Raw genomic sequence first — 18,027 nt, 5'->3', positions numbered from 1 at the left:
GGAGTGGTCATGCATCATGAGTAATCAACTACGTAGAGCAGGTCTAGTCAGTCTAGTGCTGCTGTTAACCATGGTCGTACTTGCAGCATGCGGCGGCGGAAGCAAGGACAGCGGTTCGTCCGCAGACAAGAAGGACATTAAGGTCGGCTTCATCCCAGGTCCTTACGCCGATCAATTCAAGTCGGCGATTCAGCCGATTCTGGAGAAGAAGGGCTACACGGTCAAGATTACCGAGCTTAGCAATGCGATTCAGCCGAACACTTCCGTGAAGGAAGGGTCTTTGGACGTGAATATTTTCCAGAATGATGGCTTCATGAAGTCCTTCAACGAGGAGAACAAGGCGGAGCTCATGAATCTGATGACGGTTCCTACTGCACCGCTCGGCATCTACTCCAAGAAGGCGAAGAGCCTGGATGACATCAAGGACGGCGCTATTGTCTCTGTGCCGCTTGACCCGACGAACCTGGCGCGTGCGCTGGTGCTGCTGGAGAAGGCAGGCCTTGTGAAGATCAAGACAGACATCGATCCGCTAACCGCTACCGAGAAGGATCTGGCGGAGAATCCGAAGAACATCAAGTTCCGTCTGCTCGAAGCGCCGCAGCTGCCGCGCTCCCTGGAGGATGTTGACTACTCCGTCATTACTGGCAACCACGTCATTGCCGCTGGCATGAAGCTGTCGGAAGCCATTCAATTGGAAGAGCCCGAAGAGAAGTTCCAGATTATCGTGACGATTCGTCCGGAAGATAAGGACAAGCCATTCGTGAAGGCCATCGAAGAGGCTTATAAGTCAGAGGAATTCCGCAAGTTCGTTGAGACCGATGAGAACGCGATTGGATTCTCCAAGCCAAGCTACTGGAAATAATAATGTGCAAGTGAAGAAGGGAGCCGTTCGCTCATGACAGCCAAAAAAGAAATAGTATTCAACGCTAAAGTATTGCCTCCAAAAGGCCCGTATGCTCAAGCCATCAAGGTGAGCGAAGCGACCTCCACAATCTACACCGGGACGATTACTTCCCTGGATGTGGATTGGAATGTAGTAGGAGCGGGAGATATCCGTGCGCAGACGCGCAAAACGATCGAAAACCTCGAGCTGATCCTCGAAGCTGCAGGCGCTACGCTCGCGGATGTGGTGAAGACGACTTGGTACCTGGTTGATATCAACCACATGCCGATTGTCGCTGAGATCCGTAACGAGATGTTCGGCGGTGCGGTGCCGGCGAGCGGAACGATTCCGATTAACAAGCTGTTCTATCCAGAACTGCTGCTTGAGATGGAAGCAATCGCTGTTATCTAATCGTACACCCAAGATGGAGAGGATGGGTTCTGTCATCATGAGAGTAATCAAGCTGCCTATTGATCATGTAGGAATTGTTGGTTCGGATCTGGATAGGATGCTCGAGTCCTTCTCCAAGCTTGGCTTCTACTTGTCCGGCCGGACAGAGATGACGGCAGGGGTGGAAGGTCAGGGAGCCTCAACGAATGCTCACTTCGTGTTCGACCAGGGGTACATCGAGACGATCGCTTCCACTGGATCGGATCATCTGGCGGACTATCTCGCACGCGGTGAAGGGCTGCACATTGCAGCTCTTCGCTCGGGCGATGCTCGCAAGAGCCGGGAGGAGCTGGAACAGCGGGGGCTGAAGCCGGGAGCGGTATTGTCGGCTGCAAGGCCGGCCAGACATGGATCCGTGCAGGGACAGGCCTCCTTCGACTGGTTCGGCTTCGACCCGAGCAGCTTCCCCGAAGGGCTCGTCTGCGTGGTGGAGCACAAGACGCCGGAGCTGATCTTCCAGCCGGAGACGCGCTACGTTCACCCGAACGGAGCGAAGGGGATAGTGGACCTGTTCGTCTACACAGCTGGCGAAGAAGGAGCGGCTCCGTATGAGTCGCTGGCAGCGGGAGTACCGGCTATGCCGCTTGCTGCCGGGCATACGCCCGAGTGGACGGAGCAGCTCACTCTGCTGGTTAGTCCGAGCGAGGTCCGGGACCGCTTCCCGTTCCTCGGTGAGGTGAGCGAGCCGCGGTTCCTCGGCGTGCTGATTGAGGTGGCTTCGCTGCAGGTGGTGAAGGACCTGCTGGACGAGGCAGCTGTCGCCTATCACGGCGATGGCGGCGGAGACGGCGACCGCGACCGCGATGGCCGCCGCGATGGCCGCCGTACCATCTGGGTGCATCCGAACGATGCGGCTGGGTGTATGGTGGGCTTCACCGAACGATTGTAAAATAAGTACCGCGCTATCCCGGCACATAGTTGCCTCGGATAGCGCGGTTTTTTTGTGATGAGTGCAGGAGTGCACCATAATCGTAGGTGCGCAGGGCCGTCGGCCAGGATAAGGTGCACAAGTGCACCATAATCGCAGGTGCGCAGGGCCGTCGGGCGGGATAAGGTGCACAAGTGCACCATAATCGCAGGTGCCAAGGGCCGGCGGGCGTGATAAGGTGCACAAGTGCACCATAATCGCAGGTGCCCGGGGCCGGCGAGCAGGATAAGGTGCACAAGTGCACCATAATCGCAGGAGCCAAGGACTGGCGAGCAGGATAAGGTGCACAAGTGCACCATAATCGCAGGTGCGCAGGGCCGGCGGGCGGCATAAGGTGCACAAGTGCACCATAATCGCAGGTGCCAAGGGCCGGCGGGCAGGATAAGGTACACAAGTGCACCATAATCGCCTTAGCCGAGCTCCAGCGAGCAGTGGCAGTGCTGTAATTCAGCCAGCACTTAGCCGCAAGCTTAGTGTTCCGTTCTCATCTAGCTGGTTGCATCCCCAACGAGCAGTCGACGCTGCCTAGTAAGCAATGCCCACCCTGGCACAATGGTACTCAACTGAGAATAGCTGCTTGTAGGTGAGCTCCGCCGTATCCGCAACCGAGATCTCCTTGCCGCCTTCGGGAAGCCGATCCCGCTCTGCGCGATACCTCCCTGTGTACTGCCCGTCAGGCAGGTATGTCGGGCAGACGATTGTCCAGACCAGACCGGAAGCATGCTGCTCCTCCTGCAGCAGCTGGAACACCTGATGATGCTCCTCGGCTGCGCGAGTGAGCGTCCGCCTGGACTCGCTGGATTGATAGCGCAGCAGCCCGGGCTCAGCCCGGCTGTCCAAGATGCCCGCCGTGCCCACGGTAATGATTCGCTTCACCCCTTGCTCCCGCATGGCCTCTAGTACAAGGGGAATCCCCTCCGACAGGGTAGTCCCGCCATCTGTGCCGAGTGCAGAGACGACCGCATCGACGCCTTGCATCGCCTGAGCCACCTTACCGCTGTCTAGCACGCTCCCTTCCACAATCACAGCCGGTGCTTCACTGCTGCTTCCTGTCTGCAGCTTGTCCGGATTCCGAACAAGCACATTCACCTGATGGCCATCAGCCAGCGCTCGGCGAACTACTTCTGATCCCACTCTGCCTGTTGCTCCTAGTACGAATACCTTCATGATACAGCTCCTCGCAATTGTTGTATTCCCTACTTCCCATTGTAACTAGGACTGAGGCGATTAACCAACTTGGTCTGAACGGACGCTAGGCATGCAGCATTCCTAGCTGCTTGCCCATATTCAACAATGCCCTTCCTCTAACAGAAAAAAAGCCCCGTCGCATCACGCGAAGAGGCCTGCTTATCGTCCAGGTCTGATCTGGTCTGAGCTTACTTAATCTAATCTAATCTAATCTGATCTAATCATGTCTCATCTCGTCGGATACCAGATCCCTAATTCGATCCTGAATCCGGTCCCTAATCCAATCCTTAATCCCATCCCTAATCCAATCCTAACTCTTGTCCCGCCGTTCAACGGTCCGCCCTACTTCAGGAACCGAAGCAGCTCCTCATTGAACTTGTTCCGTTCATCGAACATGAGCCCGTGTCCGCTCTGCCCGAACGGGATGAGCTCCGACCCGCGGATGTGCTCCTGCATCTGCTCGGCGAACTCATAAGGGCAGATAAGGTCCAGCTGGCCATGCATGATCGCAGTCGGCACCCGAATCTCTCGCAAGTCGCCCTGCAGATCCTCGTCACGGAGAGCGAGAGCGCTTCGCACAGTGGCCCATGAAGTGGCCTCCAGCGCAAGCCCATGGAACCATCGCGTGAAGCTCTCGCTGGCACCCTGATGAAGGAACTGCTTGCCGAAGTCGGACGCCATATTCGGTCGATCAACTCTCGATGCATGGACGAGCGCATCTACCTCATCCTTGGTCATCCCGTAGGGATATCCCTCTCGCTGTGTGAAGGCAGGAGCTGCAGCCCCTAGCAGGGCGAGCTTCCTTACTCCATAGCCTTGATGCCTAGCCATATAGCGTACGGCAATAGCCCCGCCCATGGAGAAGCCGACCAGCACAGCGTCCGTCAGCTGGAGCGCATCCACGACAGCTCGAACGTCATCTGCCATACGGTCATAATGGTAGCCGGAGAGGGGGGCATCGGATCGTCCGAAGCCGCGCAAGTCGATGCCTATGCAGCGATACCCTTGATTCTGGAGCAGCTCGAACTGGTACTCGAACATTCTATGATTCACTGGCCATCCGTGCAGGAACAGCACAGGCAATCCTTCACCAACATCCTGCACGAACAACTTGACCTTCTCTTCCACTTCAATGATATGTCCCATTACCTCTCCTCCTAGGCTGCAATAATGACGTACTCCTTGTCATTACCCATCTAGCTGGAAGCTGTAACGGTTACATCTGCTTGCGGCGGCTCATCATCATGTAGGCTCCAACGGCAATGAGCGCTACAGCGATGATCGTCCGGCTTCCGTTCATGGTGTCGAAGAATGATGAGATGGAGAAGACGATGAAGAATAGCAGGGAGAGGACAGTTAGAATATTAATCGGGATGAGCAGCCAGCGATTCCGCGTACCGAACCAGTATAGCTCCAGGAGCCCTACAGCAGGCGCGAGGATGAAGCCTGGCCACATCACTTCCCACTTCCCGGTGAGCATGGCAATCTGGCTGACTACTCCGGCAACGAGCACCGTTCCTCCTGCCACGAGCAGTCCCACTCCCTTGCGGCCCGTCATGCTGAAGTACAGCCAATGAAGCAGCAAGCCTACCGGGATGACGAACAGGGTTGGCCAGAATAGTTCGAAGATATGCCCCACCCCGAAGTCGGCACCTTTATTGAGCAGCAAGACCGCTCCGAGCAGAATGAGTAATGGTCCTGCAATCGTTCTTGTATTCATCGGTCCAATAACCTCCTTCCATATGTTTTCGTTATAGACTACAGCTAGCCTATCATATCCCCCGGGACATTGTCCTCCTGCCAGAGCTACCCCGATGAACTAGACCTCAGTCTAGTTTTTGGAGGATGCATTCCGACGCCAGGTGTGCTACGATACCCCTTGTTTATTCGTGAATAACGTTAGATCGAACATCTTCCTGGTCTAGTAAAAAAAATCGCACAGAGGTGACCCAGCATCATGGCTCAGTCAGCAGCAACAAGCCAAGGAGGCAAGCCAGCCTCCAAGGATATGAACTTATTCTACTTAACATGGCCGATCTTCCTGGAGATTCTTCTCTTCATGATGATGGGCATTGCCGATACCTTCATGCTAAGCGCCATCTCGGACAACGCTGTCGCCGGTGTAGGGGCAGCCAATCAATTCCTGCATATTGCCATTCTTATTCTTGAGGTCATTGGCAACGGTGCTTCCATCGTCGTCGCTCAGTATATCGGGTCTCGCAAGTATGTCGAGGCCGCACGCATCTCTGCGACGGCGGTGACCCTTAACCTGCTCGTTGGACTCGTCATCAGCGGACTATTCCTGCTGGGATGCAGCGGATTGCTGCAGTCTATGAACCTGACGGGTGAGATCTACGATTACGGACATAGGTACTTGTCGATTGTGGGCGGGGCGATTTTCCTACAGGCGATTATTAACTCTCTGTCTGCCATCATTCGGGTCCACGGCTTCACGAAGGAAGCGATGTTCGTCTCCCTCGGCATGAATGTCGTCCACATTATCGGCAATTACATGCTGATCTTCGGCAAGTTCGGCGCTCCTGAGCTCGGGGTGGAAGGGGCCGCATGGTCTACCGTATTCAGCAGGCTGCTCGCGATGCTCGTGTTCCTCTGGGTGCTGTACCGCATCATGGAAGTGAAGATCGAGCTCAGGTACTACTTCAGCCTCATGAAGGACTACGTTGTGAAAATCCTCAAAATCGGCGTCCCCTCCGCGCTCGAACAAGTGATGTACCAAGCTTGCCAGATGATATTCCTCTTCTATGCGACTTATCTGGGAGCCGAAGCGCTCGCTGCTCGGCAGTATGCGTTCAACATCTCCATGTTCATCTTCCTGTTCGCTCTGGCGGTGGGTGCTGGGACGGCCATTATGGTAGGACGGCTGGTCGGTGAGAACCGAGCGGAGGACGCTTATCACCGGGTATGGCGAAGCGTAGCTTGGGCAGGAGCGGTCACTTGTGCGATGGTCGGCATCGTGACTCTGCTGCGCGTACCGCTCATGAGTATGTTCACCGATGATGCGGAGATTATTCGGATGGGGGCGCAGGTGCTGCTCGTCAGTATCGTGCTCGAGACGGGGCGGTCCATCAATATGGTGCTCGTGAACGCGATTCGCGCTTCCGGCGATGCCAAGTACCCGCTCTATGTCGGGGCGTTCACGATGGTGCTTATTAGTGTGCCGCTTGGTTACCTGTTCGTATTCCAGCTGAACCTGGGGCTCGCCGGGATCTGGTTCGCCATCGCGGCGGATGAGTGGCTGAGGGCGGTCATTATGTACTTCCGCTGGCGAAGCCGCAAGTGGGAGAAGCATGCGCTGGTGAAGCATACCCCGCAAGGGGACAAGCAGGCCGCCGGTGCGGCGGTGTGAGGTAGCATAAGCTGCCCGGACTACCGCATCGTGCGGCGGTGTGAGCGAGCCTCTCTCCCAGGTGAAGGGGAGGGGTAATCCTGCCGGACTTGGGAATGCAACGCCATTGCGGCGCAGTCGTAGTAGAGGTACAGTAGTGGTGCACCGCTTAAGCTGACGAAGAACGGCTATAATTGTGAACACACTGTGCTGAGGTGCTTAGCGCCGCTTGTGGCGGTTAGAGTAACCAAGGAACGCAGCTGTAAGGGTCTTAACGTCCCTTGCAGCGCCTAAACTAACTAATAAACGCAGCTGTAAGGGTCCTAACGGACCTTGCAGCACCTAAACTAACCAATGGACGCAGCTGCAAGGGTCGCAACGCCCCTTGCAGCACTCGCTTTTTACTGTAATGATGCTTACGATGTAGGTTTTACTTCGCAAAACCTTAGCTTATGCTTACGAAGTGAGTTTACTTCGTAAACTCTTAGCTTATGCTTACGAAGTGAGTTTACTTCGTAAACTCTTAGCTTATGCTTACGAAGAAGGTTTTGCTTCGCAAAACCTTGTAGGAGGTGATAAAAATGTTCGAGTTGATGGAGCTGCTGGAGGTCATCCCTTACTTCGTCGTAGCGAATGTCGTCTGTTCGTTCGCCTTCCTGTATCTAGGGCGTGTCCATGCACACCGGTACGAGGGAGCGGGAGGAGATCACCCGTTCCGATTCATTCCAACGATCAAGCTGCCTAGTCAGGTGAGCCATTGGGGTGAGGTTCAGGAATGGCTGGCCCGATTGCTCAGGAGAAAAGAAGGACCCGATGATGATTCAGCAGAGCTGTTATCCTCGTATGCTGCGATGTCGCACAAGCTACGACGAGGAGGCGCTCTATGGGCAAGAACATTGGATTCACCTTCGGTACAATTGGTACACGGAACAAGTTAGCGATCGTCATGGTTATGTTGGTGCTGCTTAGCGGTTGTGGGGTGAATGGGACGATTGATGCGGATACTCCGGGTTTTTTCAACCATTATGTAGTGTTCCCGCTGTCCTATCTCATTCAGCATATGGCGGGCTGGTTCGGCGGAAGCTACGGCCTGGCCATCATTGCCATTACGCTGGTCATTCGATTGGCGCTGCTCCCTCTGATGCTGAACCAGTCGAGCAAGCAGTCCGTGATGAAGGATAAGATGGCGGTCATTCAGCCGGAGATGAACCGTATTAAGGAGAAGTATAAGGGCCAGACCGATTCCGCCTCGAAGCTGCAGATGCAGCAGGAGATGCAGAAGCTCTATTCGGACCATCAATTCAATCCACTGGCAATCGGCTGTCTGCCGATGCTGATTCAGCTGCCTATCTTAACGGGGCTGTACTATGCGATTAAGGCAACGCCGGAGCTGGCTGAGCATTCCTTCCTATGGTTCCAGCTCGGTCAGCCGGATCACATTCTGCCCTTCTTAGCGGGGCTCGTCTACCTGATTCAGTTCAAGGTATCCATGATTGGAACAGATGGAGCCGCGCAGAAGCAGATGGCCATACTAGGGTATCTCTCGCCCATCATGATGGCAATCTTCTCATTCTCAGCTCCGGCAGCCGTCCCGTTGTACTGGGTAGTCGGGGGTACGTTCATGATCCTGCAGACGTATCTAAGCAAGCGGATGTACCCGCCAGCTGCGGGATTGCCCGCATTGCAGGTGGATGCCGGGACGACAGCCGTGCTGGCTGGGACTGATGGGTCAGTGTCTGCTTCAGCCTCTGCGAAGGGCACAGTGTCTCCTTCAGAGGCTACGAATCCAGGTCAAGCTGGGAAGCCTAAGTCTAACAAGTCTAGCAAGGCTAATAAGTCTAACAAGAGCAGCAAGGTCTCAGCCACGCCAAGAGCAGCGGGGAAGACAACTGGCGGGAAGCCCTAGACTCATCCTAGCTCGCGCAAAAAAGCGCTGACTTAAGCATATTCTGCTTAAGTACAGCGCTTTTTTTGACTTGGTTATCAGGATAGGATGGAAGCCGCACCATTGTCTTAGTTCCTCTACTGCAACTGTAAGGGGGCGTAACCATGGGAGGAGAGAGAGAGAATAGGTGCATTTTATACCCTATTCACGCTCGCGCCCCCTAGCTGGGCGACTGATAGGTGCATTTTATACCCTATTCACGCTCGCGCCCCCTAGCTGGGCGACTGATAGGTGCATTTTATACCCTATTCACGCTCGCGCACCCACGCAGGTTGACCGATAGGTACACTTTATACCCTACTCCGGATGGTTGTGCGTAGCGCTCCCGATCGAGAATGGGGAGGTGTAGCCCTCATACATGAGATGCATGGTCATCCCGCCTGCAGCATGCACGAGGTTGTGGCAGTGGTCCATCCAGAGGCCGGGGTTGTCGGCTCGGAACGCAAGCTCATAGGTCTCGCCCGGCAAGACATCAAGCGTATCGGACCACCACGGGCTGCCGTCCACGGCCTCTCCATTACGAGAGAGTACGAGCACGTGGTGCCCGTGCAGATGCATCGGGTGGTCGACAGAGCTGCGGTTCACGATCTTCACCTTCACGAGATCCCCTTCGGCAACCATGAACATCGGCATGTTCGGGAACACCTCTCCATTAATCGTATACAGCTGGTCGAAGCCGCCATTATAGAACCCCAGCTTGTTGTCCAGCACCATCTCGAAGCGGCGATCATAGTCACTCTGAGCATCGAACGGCACCGCAGCCGGGCGTCCATAGTGCGTAGGGTCGAAGGCAACCGTATCACCGGGCACCGCTGGAATCTCGCCCTTACCATCTGGACTCATCAGCACTCCAAGGTTCTTCTTGCCTCCGACACTCAGGAACACAGGACCCTCAGGCATGGTGAAAATCACATCAAACCTCCCGCCGGTCGTCAACTCCAGATGAGTGCCCTCTAGCAGATCCGGTTCGTTCAAGTCGGTTCCGTCAATCGCAGCCACCTGGTAGGGAGCGCCAACCAGCACATACTTCTGCCTGGTCCAATCGTCTGTATGGATAAGTCGCAGCCGGACTCTAGTCCCGGGTTCCACTCGCTTATGCTGAACCGTATCCGAATCTCCAATCGCCAGCCCGGCTCTATCCCAGATATGGCTGATAACCGTATAGTCGAACTCAGCCGAATCTGCGGGAGAGACAGCAACGGAGGCGGCAGCATTGGTACTGCCGTCTCTGCTTACTGCTTCGAACTGAGCCTCACCGTCACGAGGCTCCACAATCATCGCACCGAACAGCCCTCGCTGAACCGCTTCCCGGGATACCTGATGTGAATGGTACCAGAAGGTGCCGACCTGGTCGGCAACGAACCGGTACACATACGTCTCGCCAGGCATTACCGCATCCTGAGTCGCTCCGGCTACACCATCCTCTGCATTGGGCACATCCAGCCCATGCCAGTGAACCGTTGCCCCGTCCTCAATATCCTTGTTCACCAGCGTAACCTCAACCAGCTCGCCTTCCTTCAGCCGCAGCTCAGGGCCCGGAATCTGGCCGTTGTACGTCCAGGCCTCTACCTCCTTGCCGGAGCTCAGCGTGACGGTCTTCTTCTCCGCTACGAGGCGGATGGTCTGATCGGGCTCGCCCTCCTGCGGCCCCGTCAGCTCTGTGACGGAGATGAGCTGACCTGCACGATTATCTGCTTCGCCCGATTGCTCATCGCCAGCACCAACTTCATCATCGCCAACCTCATTCCGGGCACTCCCGCTTACGGCAGCCACTCCATGCTGATGCTCGGAAGTTATCGTACCTCGCCCATCATCCACTGGTCCCGTCATCATATCCATCCGTTCAGGCAGCAGGCTATCGCTCCTGGCAGTAACTATGAATAATGCCCCGATGGCGCCGACTAATGCTACCCACGTCAGGTCGCGGAAGAAGCGGAGCCATGGACGGTTCACCACCGCAGCATTCGCGCGCGTCACGCTTAAATGTCTGCGGTCATGCAGCAGCCACAGCACACCCCATATGACAGCGAATAAGCCGAGCGGAGCCGCAATGCTGATCCATTCCAGCGGCAAGGCTGGCGGAATAGCGGTGAAGTAGAAGGCGGTAGCAGCACCGAATGCAATGACTTGGAAGGGCACCACAAGACCAGGGTGCGAAGCTTGCCACAGTAGTGACGCGGGCAGCGTCTCTTGAACCACCCCCCCACGTGAGCCTGAGTCAGCAGCCATAGCACGAGCCTGCCCCATCCCAGCATCGCGACCAGCTGACTCTGTCTGCGCCCGCCCCGTCCCAGCATCGTGACCAGCTGACTCTGTCTCAGCCCGCACCATCTCATCCTCGTGTCCAGAGGTCTCTGACCACTCCAGAGCGGACTCGTCGCGCATACCATCGAACTGGCCAGCCGCCGCCATATGCGCTCTAATCTCCCGATTAAGCAGCCACAGTCTAGGCACCGCCACGACCAGCAGCCACAGCGCCGGTATACCTACTAGCGGCGCATGCAGCAGAGCGCGGTCCAGCCACAGCAGCCGATCCGGCATCTCGCCAGCAAGCGCGACTACGAGCGCTGCTTCTCCTCCAGCGAGCAAGAGGAACAGCACCGCCCACATCATCTGTCCCCGCACCTTCTTGCGGAGCTTAGCTGCCGTTCCGCTGTACAGCAGACCGGAGGCTTTTTTGCCCCCGATCCATGCCAATATAGTGAATAAGAATAATCCCCCAAGCTCTAGGCCCGTCAATAATCCGTACACATGCATTGCCTCCCTAATCTCTCTCTAACCACGATTCCTCTCGAGTCCCCCTTATTGTAGCGTGCCCGCCGCGGGGAGTGGTACCGCCCTCAGGACGGGAAGCTCCTAGACCTTAGTTCAGGCTCCTATCCATTCTGTTGTCCCAAAAACCCTCAACCTATTGCCATGTCCAATAGGTTGAGGTATCGTTCTTCTATATATAGCCATAACGGAGGGTGACTTGACGCATATGAGCCAGAAATATGTCATTGGAGTGGACATGGGGACGACGAGTACGAAGTCCGTCCTATTCACCGAAGAAGGGGCGGTCGTTGCCGTACACGGCATCGAATATCCGCTGCATTCCCCAACCCCGGAGGTAGCGGAGCAGGATCCGAATGAGATCTTCCAAGCAGTGCTGGGCACCATTAAGGAAGTCATGACACAATCAGGCACTCAAGCAGACGATATTCTGTGTGTCTCCTTCAGCTCGGCGATGCATAGCGTCATTGCCATGGATGAAGCAGGGGAGCCCATTACCGCATGCATAACGTGGGCAGATAATCGGGCAGCCGAGTGGACGGAGCGCATTCGGGCAGAGATGAACGGACACGAGATCTACCTTAGGACGGGGACGCCGCTGCATCCGATGTCCCCGCTGTCCAAGCTCACTTGGCTGCGCTACGATCATCCGGATATCTACAATCGGACACATAAGTTCATCTCCATTAAGGAGTACATCTTCTACAAGCTGTTCCACACTTATGTAATCGACTATTCCATCGCATCCGCAACGGGGATGTTCAATCTGCAGCAGCTAGGCTGGGATGAGGAAGCGCTGCTAGTGACCGGCGTGACGCCGGACAAGCTGTCGAAGCCTGTACCGACGACTTATAGCCTGACTGGCATGGACGAGCTGTATGCGCTCGCAACCGGGCTGTCCATCCGTACTCCATTCGTCGTCGGAGCAAGTGATGGCGTTCTCTCCAACCTCGGCGTGAATGCAATCGAGCCAGGTGTTGTTGCCATCACTATCGGAACGAGCGGCGCCATTCGCGCAGTAACCGACCGTCCGGTGACCGATCCGAAGGGAAGAATATTCTGCTATGCACTGGCGGATAACCTGTGGGTCATCGGGGGACCGGTCAACAACGGCGGGATGATTCTCAGATGGGCGAAGGAGCAGTTCGGTCAGCTGGAGATGGCTGAGGCGGAGCTCACAGGCGACAATGTCTATGACAAGTTAACGGAGCTTGCCAGCGGAGTGAAGGCGGGCTCGGATGGCTTGCTGTTCCATCCGTACTTGTCGGGGGAGCGTGCCCCGCTCTGGGATGCGAACGCACGAGGCTCGTACTTCGGACTGGGACTTCATCATAAGAAGGAGCACCTTATTCGGGCAACGCTTGAGGGCGTGATTCTGAACCTGTACACCGTATTCCTCGCGCTTGAGGAGCTCATCGGAGTACCGCACAAGATTCAGGCGACAGGCGGCTTCGCTCGTTCCGAGCTGTGGCGCCAGATGATGTCGGACATCTTCGATCAGGAGGTGCATGTGCCGGAGAGCGTAGAGAGCTCTTGCCTTGGCGCAGTGATACTGGGATTATATAGTCTTGGCCGGGTCGATTCGCTGCAGGTCGTATCGGAGATGGTCGGTGCGTCGCACAAGCATGTGCCGAACAAGGCAAATGCCCAGATCTACCGCGAGCTTGTCCCAATCTTCGTTCGGGTGTCCCGATTGTTGAAGGAAGAGTATGAGGAGATCGCCGCTTTTCAGAAAAAATGGATGAACTAACGAAGTCCGCAGCCCCTCGCACAGCCCCAAAGCCGTGCGGGGAGCGGGCTCGGACAAGGCTGCCCAGCATTTCCCGTGGAGCTTCTTGGCACTTTTGCGAAAGCGTTTTAAAAAATATTGGTTTAGGCATTGGCTTTTCTTGCAGCAGTGTGTTAAGATAGGTTTATTCATAGCATGAAACCTGAATTCACATATTGCAAAGGGTTATCATTCAGTGATGGTACTCTTTTCAATGTGTGAATTTTTTATTTGTTAACAACAATAAAAAGGTACATGTTAAATATTCTATTGGAGGTTTTCACAAATGCAACAAGGTACAGTTAAATGGTTCAACGCAGAAAAAGGTTTCGGTTTCATCGAGGTTGAAGGTGGCAACGATGTATTCGTTCACTTCTCCGCAATCACTGGCGAAGGCTTCAAGTCCCTTGACGAAGGCCAACGCGTTGAGTTCAACGTAGTTGAAGGCAACCGTGGTCCACAAGCTGAGAACGTTGTAAAACTGTAATCTCAGTTACACAAGAACTGCCCTTAACATCCTTGTTAAGGGCAGTTTTTTTTATGATTAGAAGGAGGAATGTTGTCATGTACTATCGCAAACGATCGTTAGAGGATATTCCCGAAGAGAACACGAACATCTGGTCCTGCAGTCAAGAGGAGTGCAATGGGTGGATTCGCGATGACTTCGCCTTCAAGTATGTGCCGACTTGCGGCTTCTGCCATTCTACAATGGTGAGCAGCACGCGGATGCTTCCGACTCTTGTGAACACGAACAAAGATATGAAGTCGCTCAAGATGGGCACCATCATAACGGAATAAGTGTTCTCTCTTCAGGGAATCTTGCGTGTACAGACGCGGGGTTCTTTTTTTTTTTATATACATACAACCGCAAGGGGAAAATGCATGAGGGGCTGCTGGAAGCGGGATACTACCAGAATAAGGGGTGTTCCTATGAAGCGAATTCTAACCCTGTATGGGCATGATCTGCGAAGTATCTACAAGAGCTGGACTACCTTGATTATTATTATAGGACTTGCCTGTCTGCCCTCACTCTATGCTTGGTTCAATATTAAGGCGACGTGGGACCCTTATGGCAATACCCAGGGCATCCCACTCGCTGTAGTCAATAATGATACTGGTGCTGTGCTGGAGGGCAAGCCGCTCAGGCTAGGTGACGATATCGTGGAAGAGCTGCGGCATAATGATAAGATTGGATGGGTGTTCACTAGCGAGAGCAAGGCTCGTGAAGGGGTGAGGCGCGGCGACTACTATGCCAGTCTAGTCATTCCTACAGACTTCTCGAAGAAGATAGCGACGGTGCTCGACGACGAACCGGACAAGGCTGTTATTATCTACACGGTGAATGAGAAGATTAATGCGGTCGCCCCCAAGATTACCTCCAGCGGCGCATCGGCTGTCATTGAGGAAGTGCGGCAGCAGTTCGTGAAGACGGCGAACGGAACGATCTTCCGCATACTGAATGAAGTAGGCGTAGAGCTTGAGAATGAACTGCCTACCATTAATAAGGTGCGTGAGCTGGTCTTCAAGCTTGAGGGCATATTCCCTGAGCTGAATCAAGCCGCTGCGCTGGCGGAACGAGATATCTCTCGAGCGGACGGGCTCGTCCGGAAGGTGCAGGACAATCTCCCTCTTGCAGCTCAGCTTGCGAAGGAAGGAGAGGAGCTGACGGGCAAGCTGGTTCGTTATCTCGGGGTGAGCAGTGAAGTGCTTGAGGGAGTTCCAGCTGCTGTGAAGCAGAATCTCCAGCTGCTCGAGCAATCGATTCTGGCGACTCAGCAGTTCATTCCTCTATTGAGGGAATCTGCTGGGCAAGCTGGGGCAGAGGCTGGAGCAGGGGTAGGAGGAGGCTCAGCGGCTATTGAGGCTTCACTAACAGCGGCGCAGAATAGTGTGGAGAGGGGCACTGCTGCAATCGATGGGATCAGCTCCTTGCTCCGGCAGCTGGGTGGTGAATCAACAGCTGCTGGGGGCGCGCTGTCACCCGCACTGAATCAGCTTCAAGAGCTGAAGAGCGAACTGCTGAGGCAAGGACAGCTGCTCACTTCAATTCGGGACGCTGTTGATAAGCAGGAGCAGGTAGATGCAGAGCGGCTGAAGGAGCTTAGCCGGTTATCGGATGAGACTGCGGAGCGCATTCGAGGACTGGTTAGTGGTTATGACAGCGGCATTGAACCAGCGATTACTGGGGCTCTGAACGGAGCGAAGAGTCGAGCGGAGGAGGCGCAGAAGCTGCTGCAGGAAGCATCGAGCAGCCTTCCTGAGATGGAGCAGATTCTTAAGGATGCAGCTAGAGGTCTGCGTGTTGGAGGAGCGGAGCTTGCAGCGATTAGGGGGCGTCTTCCTGATGCGCAAGAGCGTGTAGCATCTGCAGCGGACCGTATTCGTGAGCTGGAGAAGCAGGGGAACATCCAAGAGGTTATTGACTTGCTTCGCAATAACTTTGAGAAGGAGAGCGCTTTTTTTGCCGAGCCTGTTCGGCTTCAAGAGCAGAAGCTGTTCCCGATTCCGAATTATGGATCGGCGATGTCGCCTTTTTTCACCACGATGTCTCTCTGGGCTGGAGCGCTCATGCTGGTGTCCTTGCTGGCTGTGAATCTCGGTAGTGAGGAAGGGGGCTATCGCAGCTATCAGGTCTACTTCGGCCGATTCCTCACGTTCCTGACCATTGCTCTCGTGCAGTCGGTGCTGGTGACGGCGGGGGATATCTATATTCTGAAGGCGTATGTCGTTCATCCGTGGGCGTTCATCGGATTCGGACTGCTCATTAGTGCGGTGTTCATGCTGATCGTCTACACCTTGGTGTCGCTGCTCGGCAACGCGGGCAAGGCGCTGTCAATTGTGCTGCTCGTGCTGCAGCTTGCAGGCTCCGGGGGGACGTTCCCGATCGAGGTCACTCCGTCGTTCTTCCAGGCGATCTACCACTGGCTTCCGTTCACCTATGCGATCTCTCTGCTTCGCGAGGCTGTTGGCGGCATTGTGGATGACCGGGTTGTGCGCGACCTGTGGAGTATGCTCGGGTATGCGGCCGTGACCATTGTACTCGGAATTACGCTGAAGCCGTACTTGAACAGGCTGAGCAGCAGGCTGCTCCGCAAGGAGAAGACTAGCAGGCTGTTGCATTGAGGAGCTGACATAGACATAGCGATGAGCAGACTGCGGGCTGTTGCTCTGAAGAGATGACATAGTGAGGAGCAGAGTGCGGGCTGTTGCATTGAAGAGTCTGCTCGCAACAACATTCTACCCCTTATGCAAATTCAGTGGTCGACCGTTTGCCGTCATGCAGCGAAGAACTTCGTGCTGGGAGCTAGTCGTAGAGCAGAAGCTAAGCATAAGTAAGCAGCTGAGCAAGCTTGTGAATAAGCTGCTCTAATTATCTGAAGAATAGGGCAATTGAGACGACTATTTGCTTGAATTATCAGATAGTCACAGATAGTTATCCACAATGTGGATATGATTGTTGATAACTATGTGTGTAACTTTATTAATCCGGGTAAGAGGCGAGGAGGGGAGCGGCGGCAGGGAACGACAGAGGCGGGCGTGATTCGACATCTGCTTATCGGGGTAATAGTGGATATGATTGATCTACTGATATGACAACCTACGAAGAGGAGTGATTGAGATGGACAACAACGTATTCAAGGGCAAGTGGAAGCAGATCAAGGGTGAGACTCAGAAGCAATGGGGCAAGTTGACTAATGATGATATTGATGTGATTGACGGTGAGCGGGAGAAGCTGATCGGCAAGCTGCAGGAGCGTTATGGCTACGCCAAGGACCGCGCTGAGCAGGAGTATACCGACTGGAGCAACAAGCATAATAGTACGACTGTGTAATTGCATAGGTGAGCTGGCTATATGCCGGCTACAGTTAGAGCAGCCCTCATATTGGGGTTGCTCTTTTTAGTGCGGTTTAGTGCGGTGAGGCAGCCAAGCTCGTAACCCCCCTTGGCCCCCGCTAGCCGCTGGAGAGGAAGAATAGGTACAGAATGTGCCTTATGCCCGGTCAGCTGGTGGCTGGAGAGGTGGGATAGGTGCAGAATGTGCCTTATCCACCGTATGCTAGCTGCTGGAGAGGTGAAATAGGTGCAGAATGTGCCTTATCCTCGGTTCGCTAGCTTCAGCTTGGTGAGGCTAGCGTGATAAGGTGGGTGGTCATGGTTCATTCGTTGCTCGTTAGGGGTAAGATTACCCTATAAGGAAATAATAAGTTGAACCATAACAGAGGAGGAAGAAGCGATGGCTGACTATATCTATGAGAAAACGAACAAGGACCTAGTAACCGAGCGGGATATTGATCCCGAGTTCGGATTGTTCGCTGATGAGACACCGAAGGGAAGCGTCCGTGGGTCTACGGAAGAGCTGGTGGCGCTCTACCCGGATCAAGATGTCATTATGGATACAAGACAGCGCAGTGATGAGGAAATTCCTGATGCGGATGAGGTCTCCTTCCACTCACCAGTGGACCCGGCCTCACCACCTGATGAATTCCATGGGACGGACCTGCTGAACGGGGTAGGACATGACCCGGAGCATGAGACGGAGGACTAGATAGGTGGAGGGATTCTCGAATGAATCAGCATGAGACGGAGCAGTAGAGGCGGTTAGAGGAATTCAATCGCCGTCAATGTGAGACGGAGGAAGCTCCAATGTCAGTTACGGTCCGATCTGCTCCTCCGCTGGAGTCGAGCGAGATGCAGAACAAGAGCAAAGAAGCTCCCGATTCGACATCCTCGCCCCCTACCAGCAGCC

Annotated in this window: 16 protein-coding genes; 12 read left to right on the top strand and 4 right to left on the bottom strand. The window is 54.8% G+C overall.

The features are described from left to right. Nucleotides 1–16: 16 nt before the first annotated feature. From ACFO9Q_RS20030 to ACFO9Q_RS20020, 3 genes are read left to right on the top strand one after another with little or no spacing between them, the layout of a single operon-like run. Entirely contained in the window at nucleotides 17–862 is an 846-nt protein-coding gene (locus ACFO9Q_RS20030) for a MetQ/NlpA family ABC transporter substrate-binding protein (RefSeq protein WP_379185348.1), read from the top strand. A 33-nt stretch (nucleotides 863–895) separates the two neighbouring features. After that, on the top strand, nucleotides 896–1,294 hold the full coding sequence (locus ACFO9Q_RS20025; RefSeq protein ID WP_379185347.1) for a RidA family protein: 399 nt from the start codon (nucleotides 896–898) through the stop codon (nucleotides 1,292–1,294). 37 nt (nucleotides 1,295–1,331) lie between these two features. Further along, nucleotides 1,332–2,222, top strand: a complete 891-nt coding sequence (locus ACFO9Q_RS20020; protein ID WP_379185346.1) for a VOC family protein — start codon at nucleotides 1,332–1,334, stop codon at nucleotides 2,220–2,222. 564 nt (nucleotides 2,223–2,786) lie between these two features. Here the strand turns inward: ACFO9Q_RS20020 and ACFO9Q_RS20015 are convergent. The 3 genes from ACFO9Q_RS20015 to ACFO9Q_RS20005 all read right to left on the bottom strand — a co-directional run bounded on the left by ACFO9Q_RS20015 (nucleotide 2,787) and on the right by ACFO9Q_RS20005 (nucleotide 5,169). Continuing rightward, on the bottom strand, nucleotides 2,787–3,428 hold the full coding sequence (locus ACFO9Q_RS20015; protein WP_379185345.1) for an NAD(P)-dependent oxidoreductase: 642 nt from the start codon (nucleotides 3,426–3,428) through the stop codon (nucleotides 2,787–2,789). Between the two features lie 363 nt (nucleotides 3,429–3,791). Then, nucleotides 3,792–4,595: an alpha/beta fold hydrolase gene (locus ACFO9Q_RS20010; RefSeq protein ID WP_379185344.1), complete on the bottom strand. Its 804-nt coding sequence runs from the start codon at nucleotides 4,593–4,595 to the stop codon at nucleotides 3,792–3,794. A 70-nt stretch (nucleotides 4,596–4,665) separates the two neighbouring features. After that, entirely contained in the window at nucleotides 4,666–5,169 is a 504-nt protein-coding gene (locus tag ACFO9Q_RS20005) for a hypothetical protein (protein WP_379185343.1), read from the bottom strand. 237 nt (nucleotides 5,170–5,406) lie between these two features. Between ACFO9Q_RS20005 and ACFO9Q_RS20000 the strand changes: the two genes are divergently transcribed. From ACFO9Q_RS20000 to yidC, 3 genes are all read left to right on the top strand, one after another. Then, the gene (locus tag ACFO9Q_RS20000; protein WP_379185342.1) at nucleotides 5,407–6,816 is read left to right on the top strand and encodes an MATE family efflux transporter; all 1,410 of its coding nucleotides are present in this window, start codon (nucleotides 5,407–5,409) and stop codon (nucleotides 6,814–6,816) included. 560 nt (nucleotides 6,817–7,376) lie between these two features. Next, complete coding sequence (locus ACFO9Q_RS19995) at nucleotides 7,377–7,733, top strand: hypothetical protein (RefSeq protein ID WP_379185341.1); 357 nt, start codon at nucleotides 7,377–7,379, stop codon at nucleotides 7,731–7,733. Then, nucleotides 7,679–8,701 carry a membrane protein insertase YidC gene (gene yidC, locus ACFO9Q_RS19990; protein WP_379185340.1) on the top strand — a complete coding sequence of 341 codons (1,023 nt, stop codon included), beginning with the start codon at nucleotides 7,679–7,681 and terminating at the stop codon, nucleotides 8,699–8,701. Before ACFO9Q_RS19995 ends, yidC begins: the two co-directional genes overlap by 55 nt. A 336-nt stretch (nucleotides 8,702–9,037) precedes the next feature. Here the strand turns inward: yidC and ACFO9Q_RS19985 are convergent, their stop codons facing one another. After that, complete coding sequence (locus ACFO9Q_RS19985; protein ID WP_379185339.1) at nucleotides 9,038–11,491, bottom strand: multicopper oxidase family protein; 2,454 nt, start codon at nucleotides 11,489–11,491, stop codon at nucleotides 9,038–9,040. A 229-nt stretch (nucleotides 11,492–11,720) separates the two neighbouring features. Between ACFO9Q_RS19985 and gntK the strand changes: the two genes are divergently transcribed. The 6 genes from gntK (at nucleotide 11,721) to ACFO9Q_RS19955 (ending at nucleotide 17,826) form a co-directional block, all read left to right on the top strand. Continuing rightward, complete coding sequence (gene gntK / locus ACFO9Q_RS19980) at nucleotides 11,721–13,262, top strand: gluconokinase (RefSeq protein WP_379185338.1); 1,542 nt, start codon at nucleotides 11,721–11,723, stop codon at nucleotides 13,260–13,262. A gap of 304 nt (nucleotides 13,263–13,566) precedes the next feature. Then, nucleotides 13,567–13,767 carry a cold-shock protein gene (locus ACFO9Q_RS19975; protein WP_379185337.1) on the top strand — a complete coding sequence of 67 codons (201 nt, stop codon included), beginning with the start codon at nucleotides 13,567–13,569 and terminating at the stop codon, nucleotides 13,765–13,767. 77 nt (nucleotides 13,768–13,844) lie between these two features. After that, on the top strand, nucleotides 13,845–14,078 hold the full coding sequence (locus ACFO9Q_RS19970) for a cold-shock protein (protein WP_379185336.1): 234 nt from the start codon (nucleotides 13,845–13,847) through the stop codon (nucleotides 14,076–14,078). A 132-nt stretch (nucleotides 14,079–14,210) separates the two neighbouring features. Then, on the top strand, nucleotides 14,211–16,403 hold the full coding sequence (locus ACFO9Q_RS19965; RefSeq protein WP_379185335.1) for a YhgE/Pip family protein: 2,193 nt from the start codon (nucleotides 14,211–14,213) through the stop codon (nucleotides 16,401–16,403). 496 nt (nucleotides 16,404–16,899) lie between these two features. Next, nucleotides 16,900–17,112: a CsbD family protein gene (locus ACFO9Q_RS19960; protein ID WP_379185334.1), complete on the top strand. Its 213-nt coding sequence runs from the start codon at nucleotides 16,900–16,902 to the stop codon at nucleotides 17,110–17,112. Nucleotides 17,113–17,514: 402 nt separating this feature from the next. Continuing rightward, the gene (locus ACFO9Q_RS19955) at nucleotides 17,515–17,826 is read left to right on the top strand and encodes a hypothetical protein (protein WP_379185333.1); all 312 of its coding nucleotides are present in this window, start codon (nucleotides 17,515–17,517) and stop codon (nucleotides 17,824–17,826) included. Nucleotides 17,827–18,027: the final 201 nt, after the last annotated feature.

This window comes from Paenibacillus sp. GCM10023252 (assembly GCF_042653305.1).
Taxonomy (GTDB): Bacteria; Bacillota; Bacilli; order Paenibacillales; family Paenibacillaceae; genus Pristimantibacillus.
This window is presented reverse-complemented; position numbering and strand designations above follow the sequence as displayed.

Bases quoted from the DNA above. Each gene is read 5' to 3' on its own strand.
- ACFO9Q_RS20030 (WP_379185348.1), top strand. From the start codon at position 17: ATGAGTAATCAACTACGTAGAGCAGGTCTAGTCAGTCTAGTGCTGCTG.
- ACFO9Q_RS20025 (WP_379185347.1), top strand. From the start codon at position 896: ATGACAGCCAAAAAAGAAATAGTATTCAACGCTAAAGTATTGCCTCCA.
- ACFO9Q_RS20020 (WP_379185346.1), top strand. From the start codon at position 1,332: ATGAGAGTAATCAAGCTGCCTATTGATCATGTAGGAATTGTTGGTTCG.
- ACFO9Q_RS20015 (WP_379185345.1), bottom strand. From the start codon at position 3,428: ATGAAGGTATTCGTACTAGGAGCAACAGGCAGAGTGGGATCAGAAGTA.
- ACFO9Q_RS20010 (WP_379185344.1), bottom strand. From the start codon at position 4,595: ATGGGACATATCATTGAAGTGGAAGAGAAGGTCAAGTTGTTCGTGCAG.
- ACFO9Q_RS20005 (WP_379185343.1), bottom strand. From the start codon at position 5,169: ATGAATACAAGAACGATTGCAGGACCATTACTCATTCTGCTCGGAGCG.
- ACFO9Q_RS20000 (WP_379185342.1), top strand. From the start codon at position 5,407: ATGGCTCAGTCAGCAGCAACAAGCCAAGGAGGCAAGCCAGCCTCCAAG.
- ACFO9Q_RS19995 (WP_379185341.1), top strand. From the start codon at position 7,377: ATGTTCGAGTTGATGGAGCTGCTGGAGGTCATCCCTTACTTCGTCGTA.
- yidC (WP_379185340.1), top strand. From the start codon at position 7,679: ATGGGCAAGAACATTGGATTCACCTTCGGTACAATTGGTACACGGAAC.
- gntK (WP_379185338.1), top strand. From the start codon at position 11,721: ATGAGCCAGAAATATGTCATTGGAGTGGACATGGGGACGACGAGTACG.
- ACFO9Q_RS19975 (WP_379185337.1), top strand. From the start codon at position 13,567: ATGCAACAAGGTACAGTTAAATGGTTCAACGCAGAAAAAGGTTTCGGT.
- ACFO9Q_RS19970 (WP_379185336.1), top strand. From the start codon at position 13,845: ATGTACTATCGCAAACGATCGTTAGAGGATATTCCCGAAGAGAACACG.
- ACFO9Q_RS19965 (WP_379185335.1), top strand. From the start codon at position 14,211: ATGAAGCGAATTCTAACCCTGTATGGGCATGATCTGCGAAGTATCTAC.
- ACFO9Q_RS19960 (WP_379185334.1), top strand. From the start codon at position 16,900: ATGGACAACAACGTATTCAAGGGCAAGTGGAAGCAGATCAAGGGTGAG.
- ACFO9Q_RS19955 (WP_379185333.1), top strand. From the start codon at position 17,515: ATGGCTGACTATATCTATGAGAAAACGAACAAGGACCTAGTAACCGAG.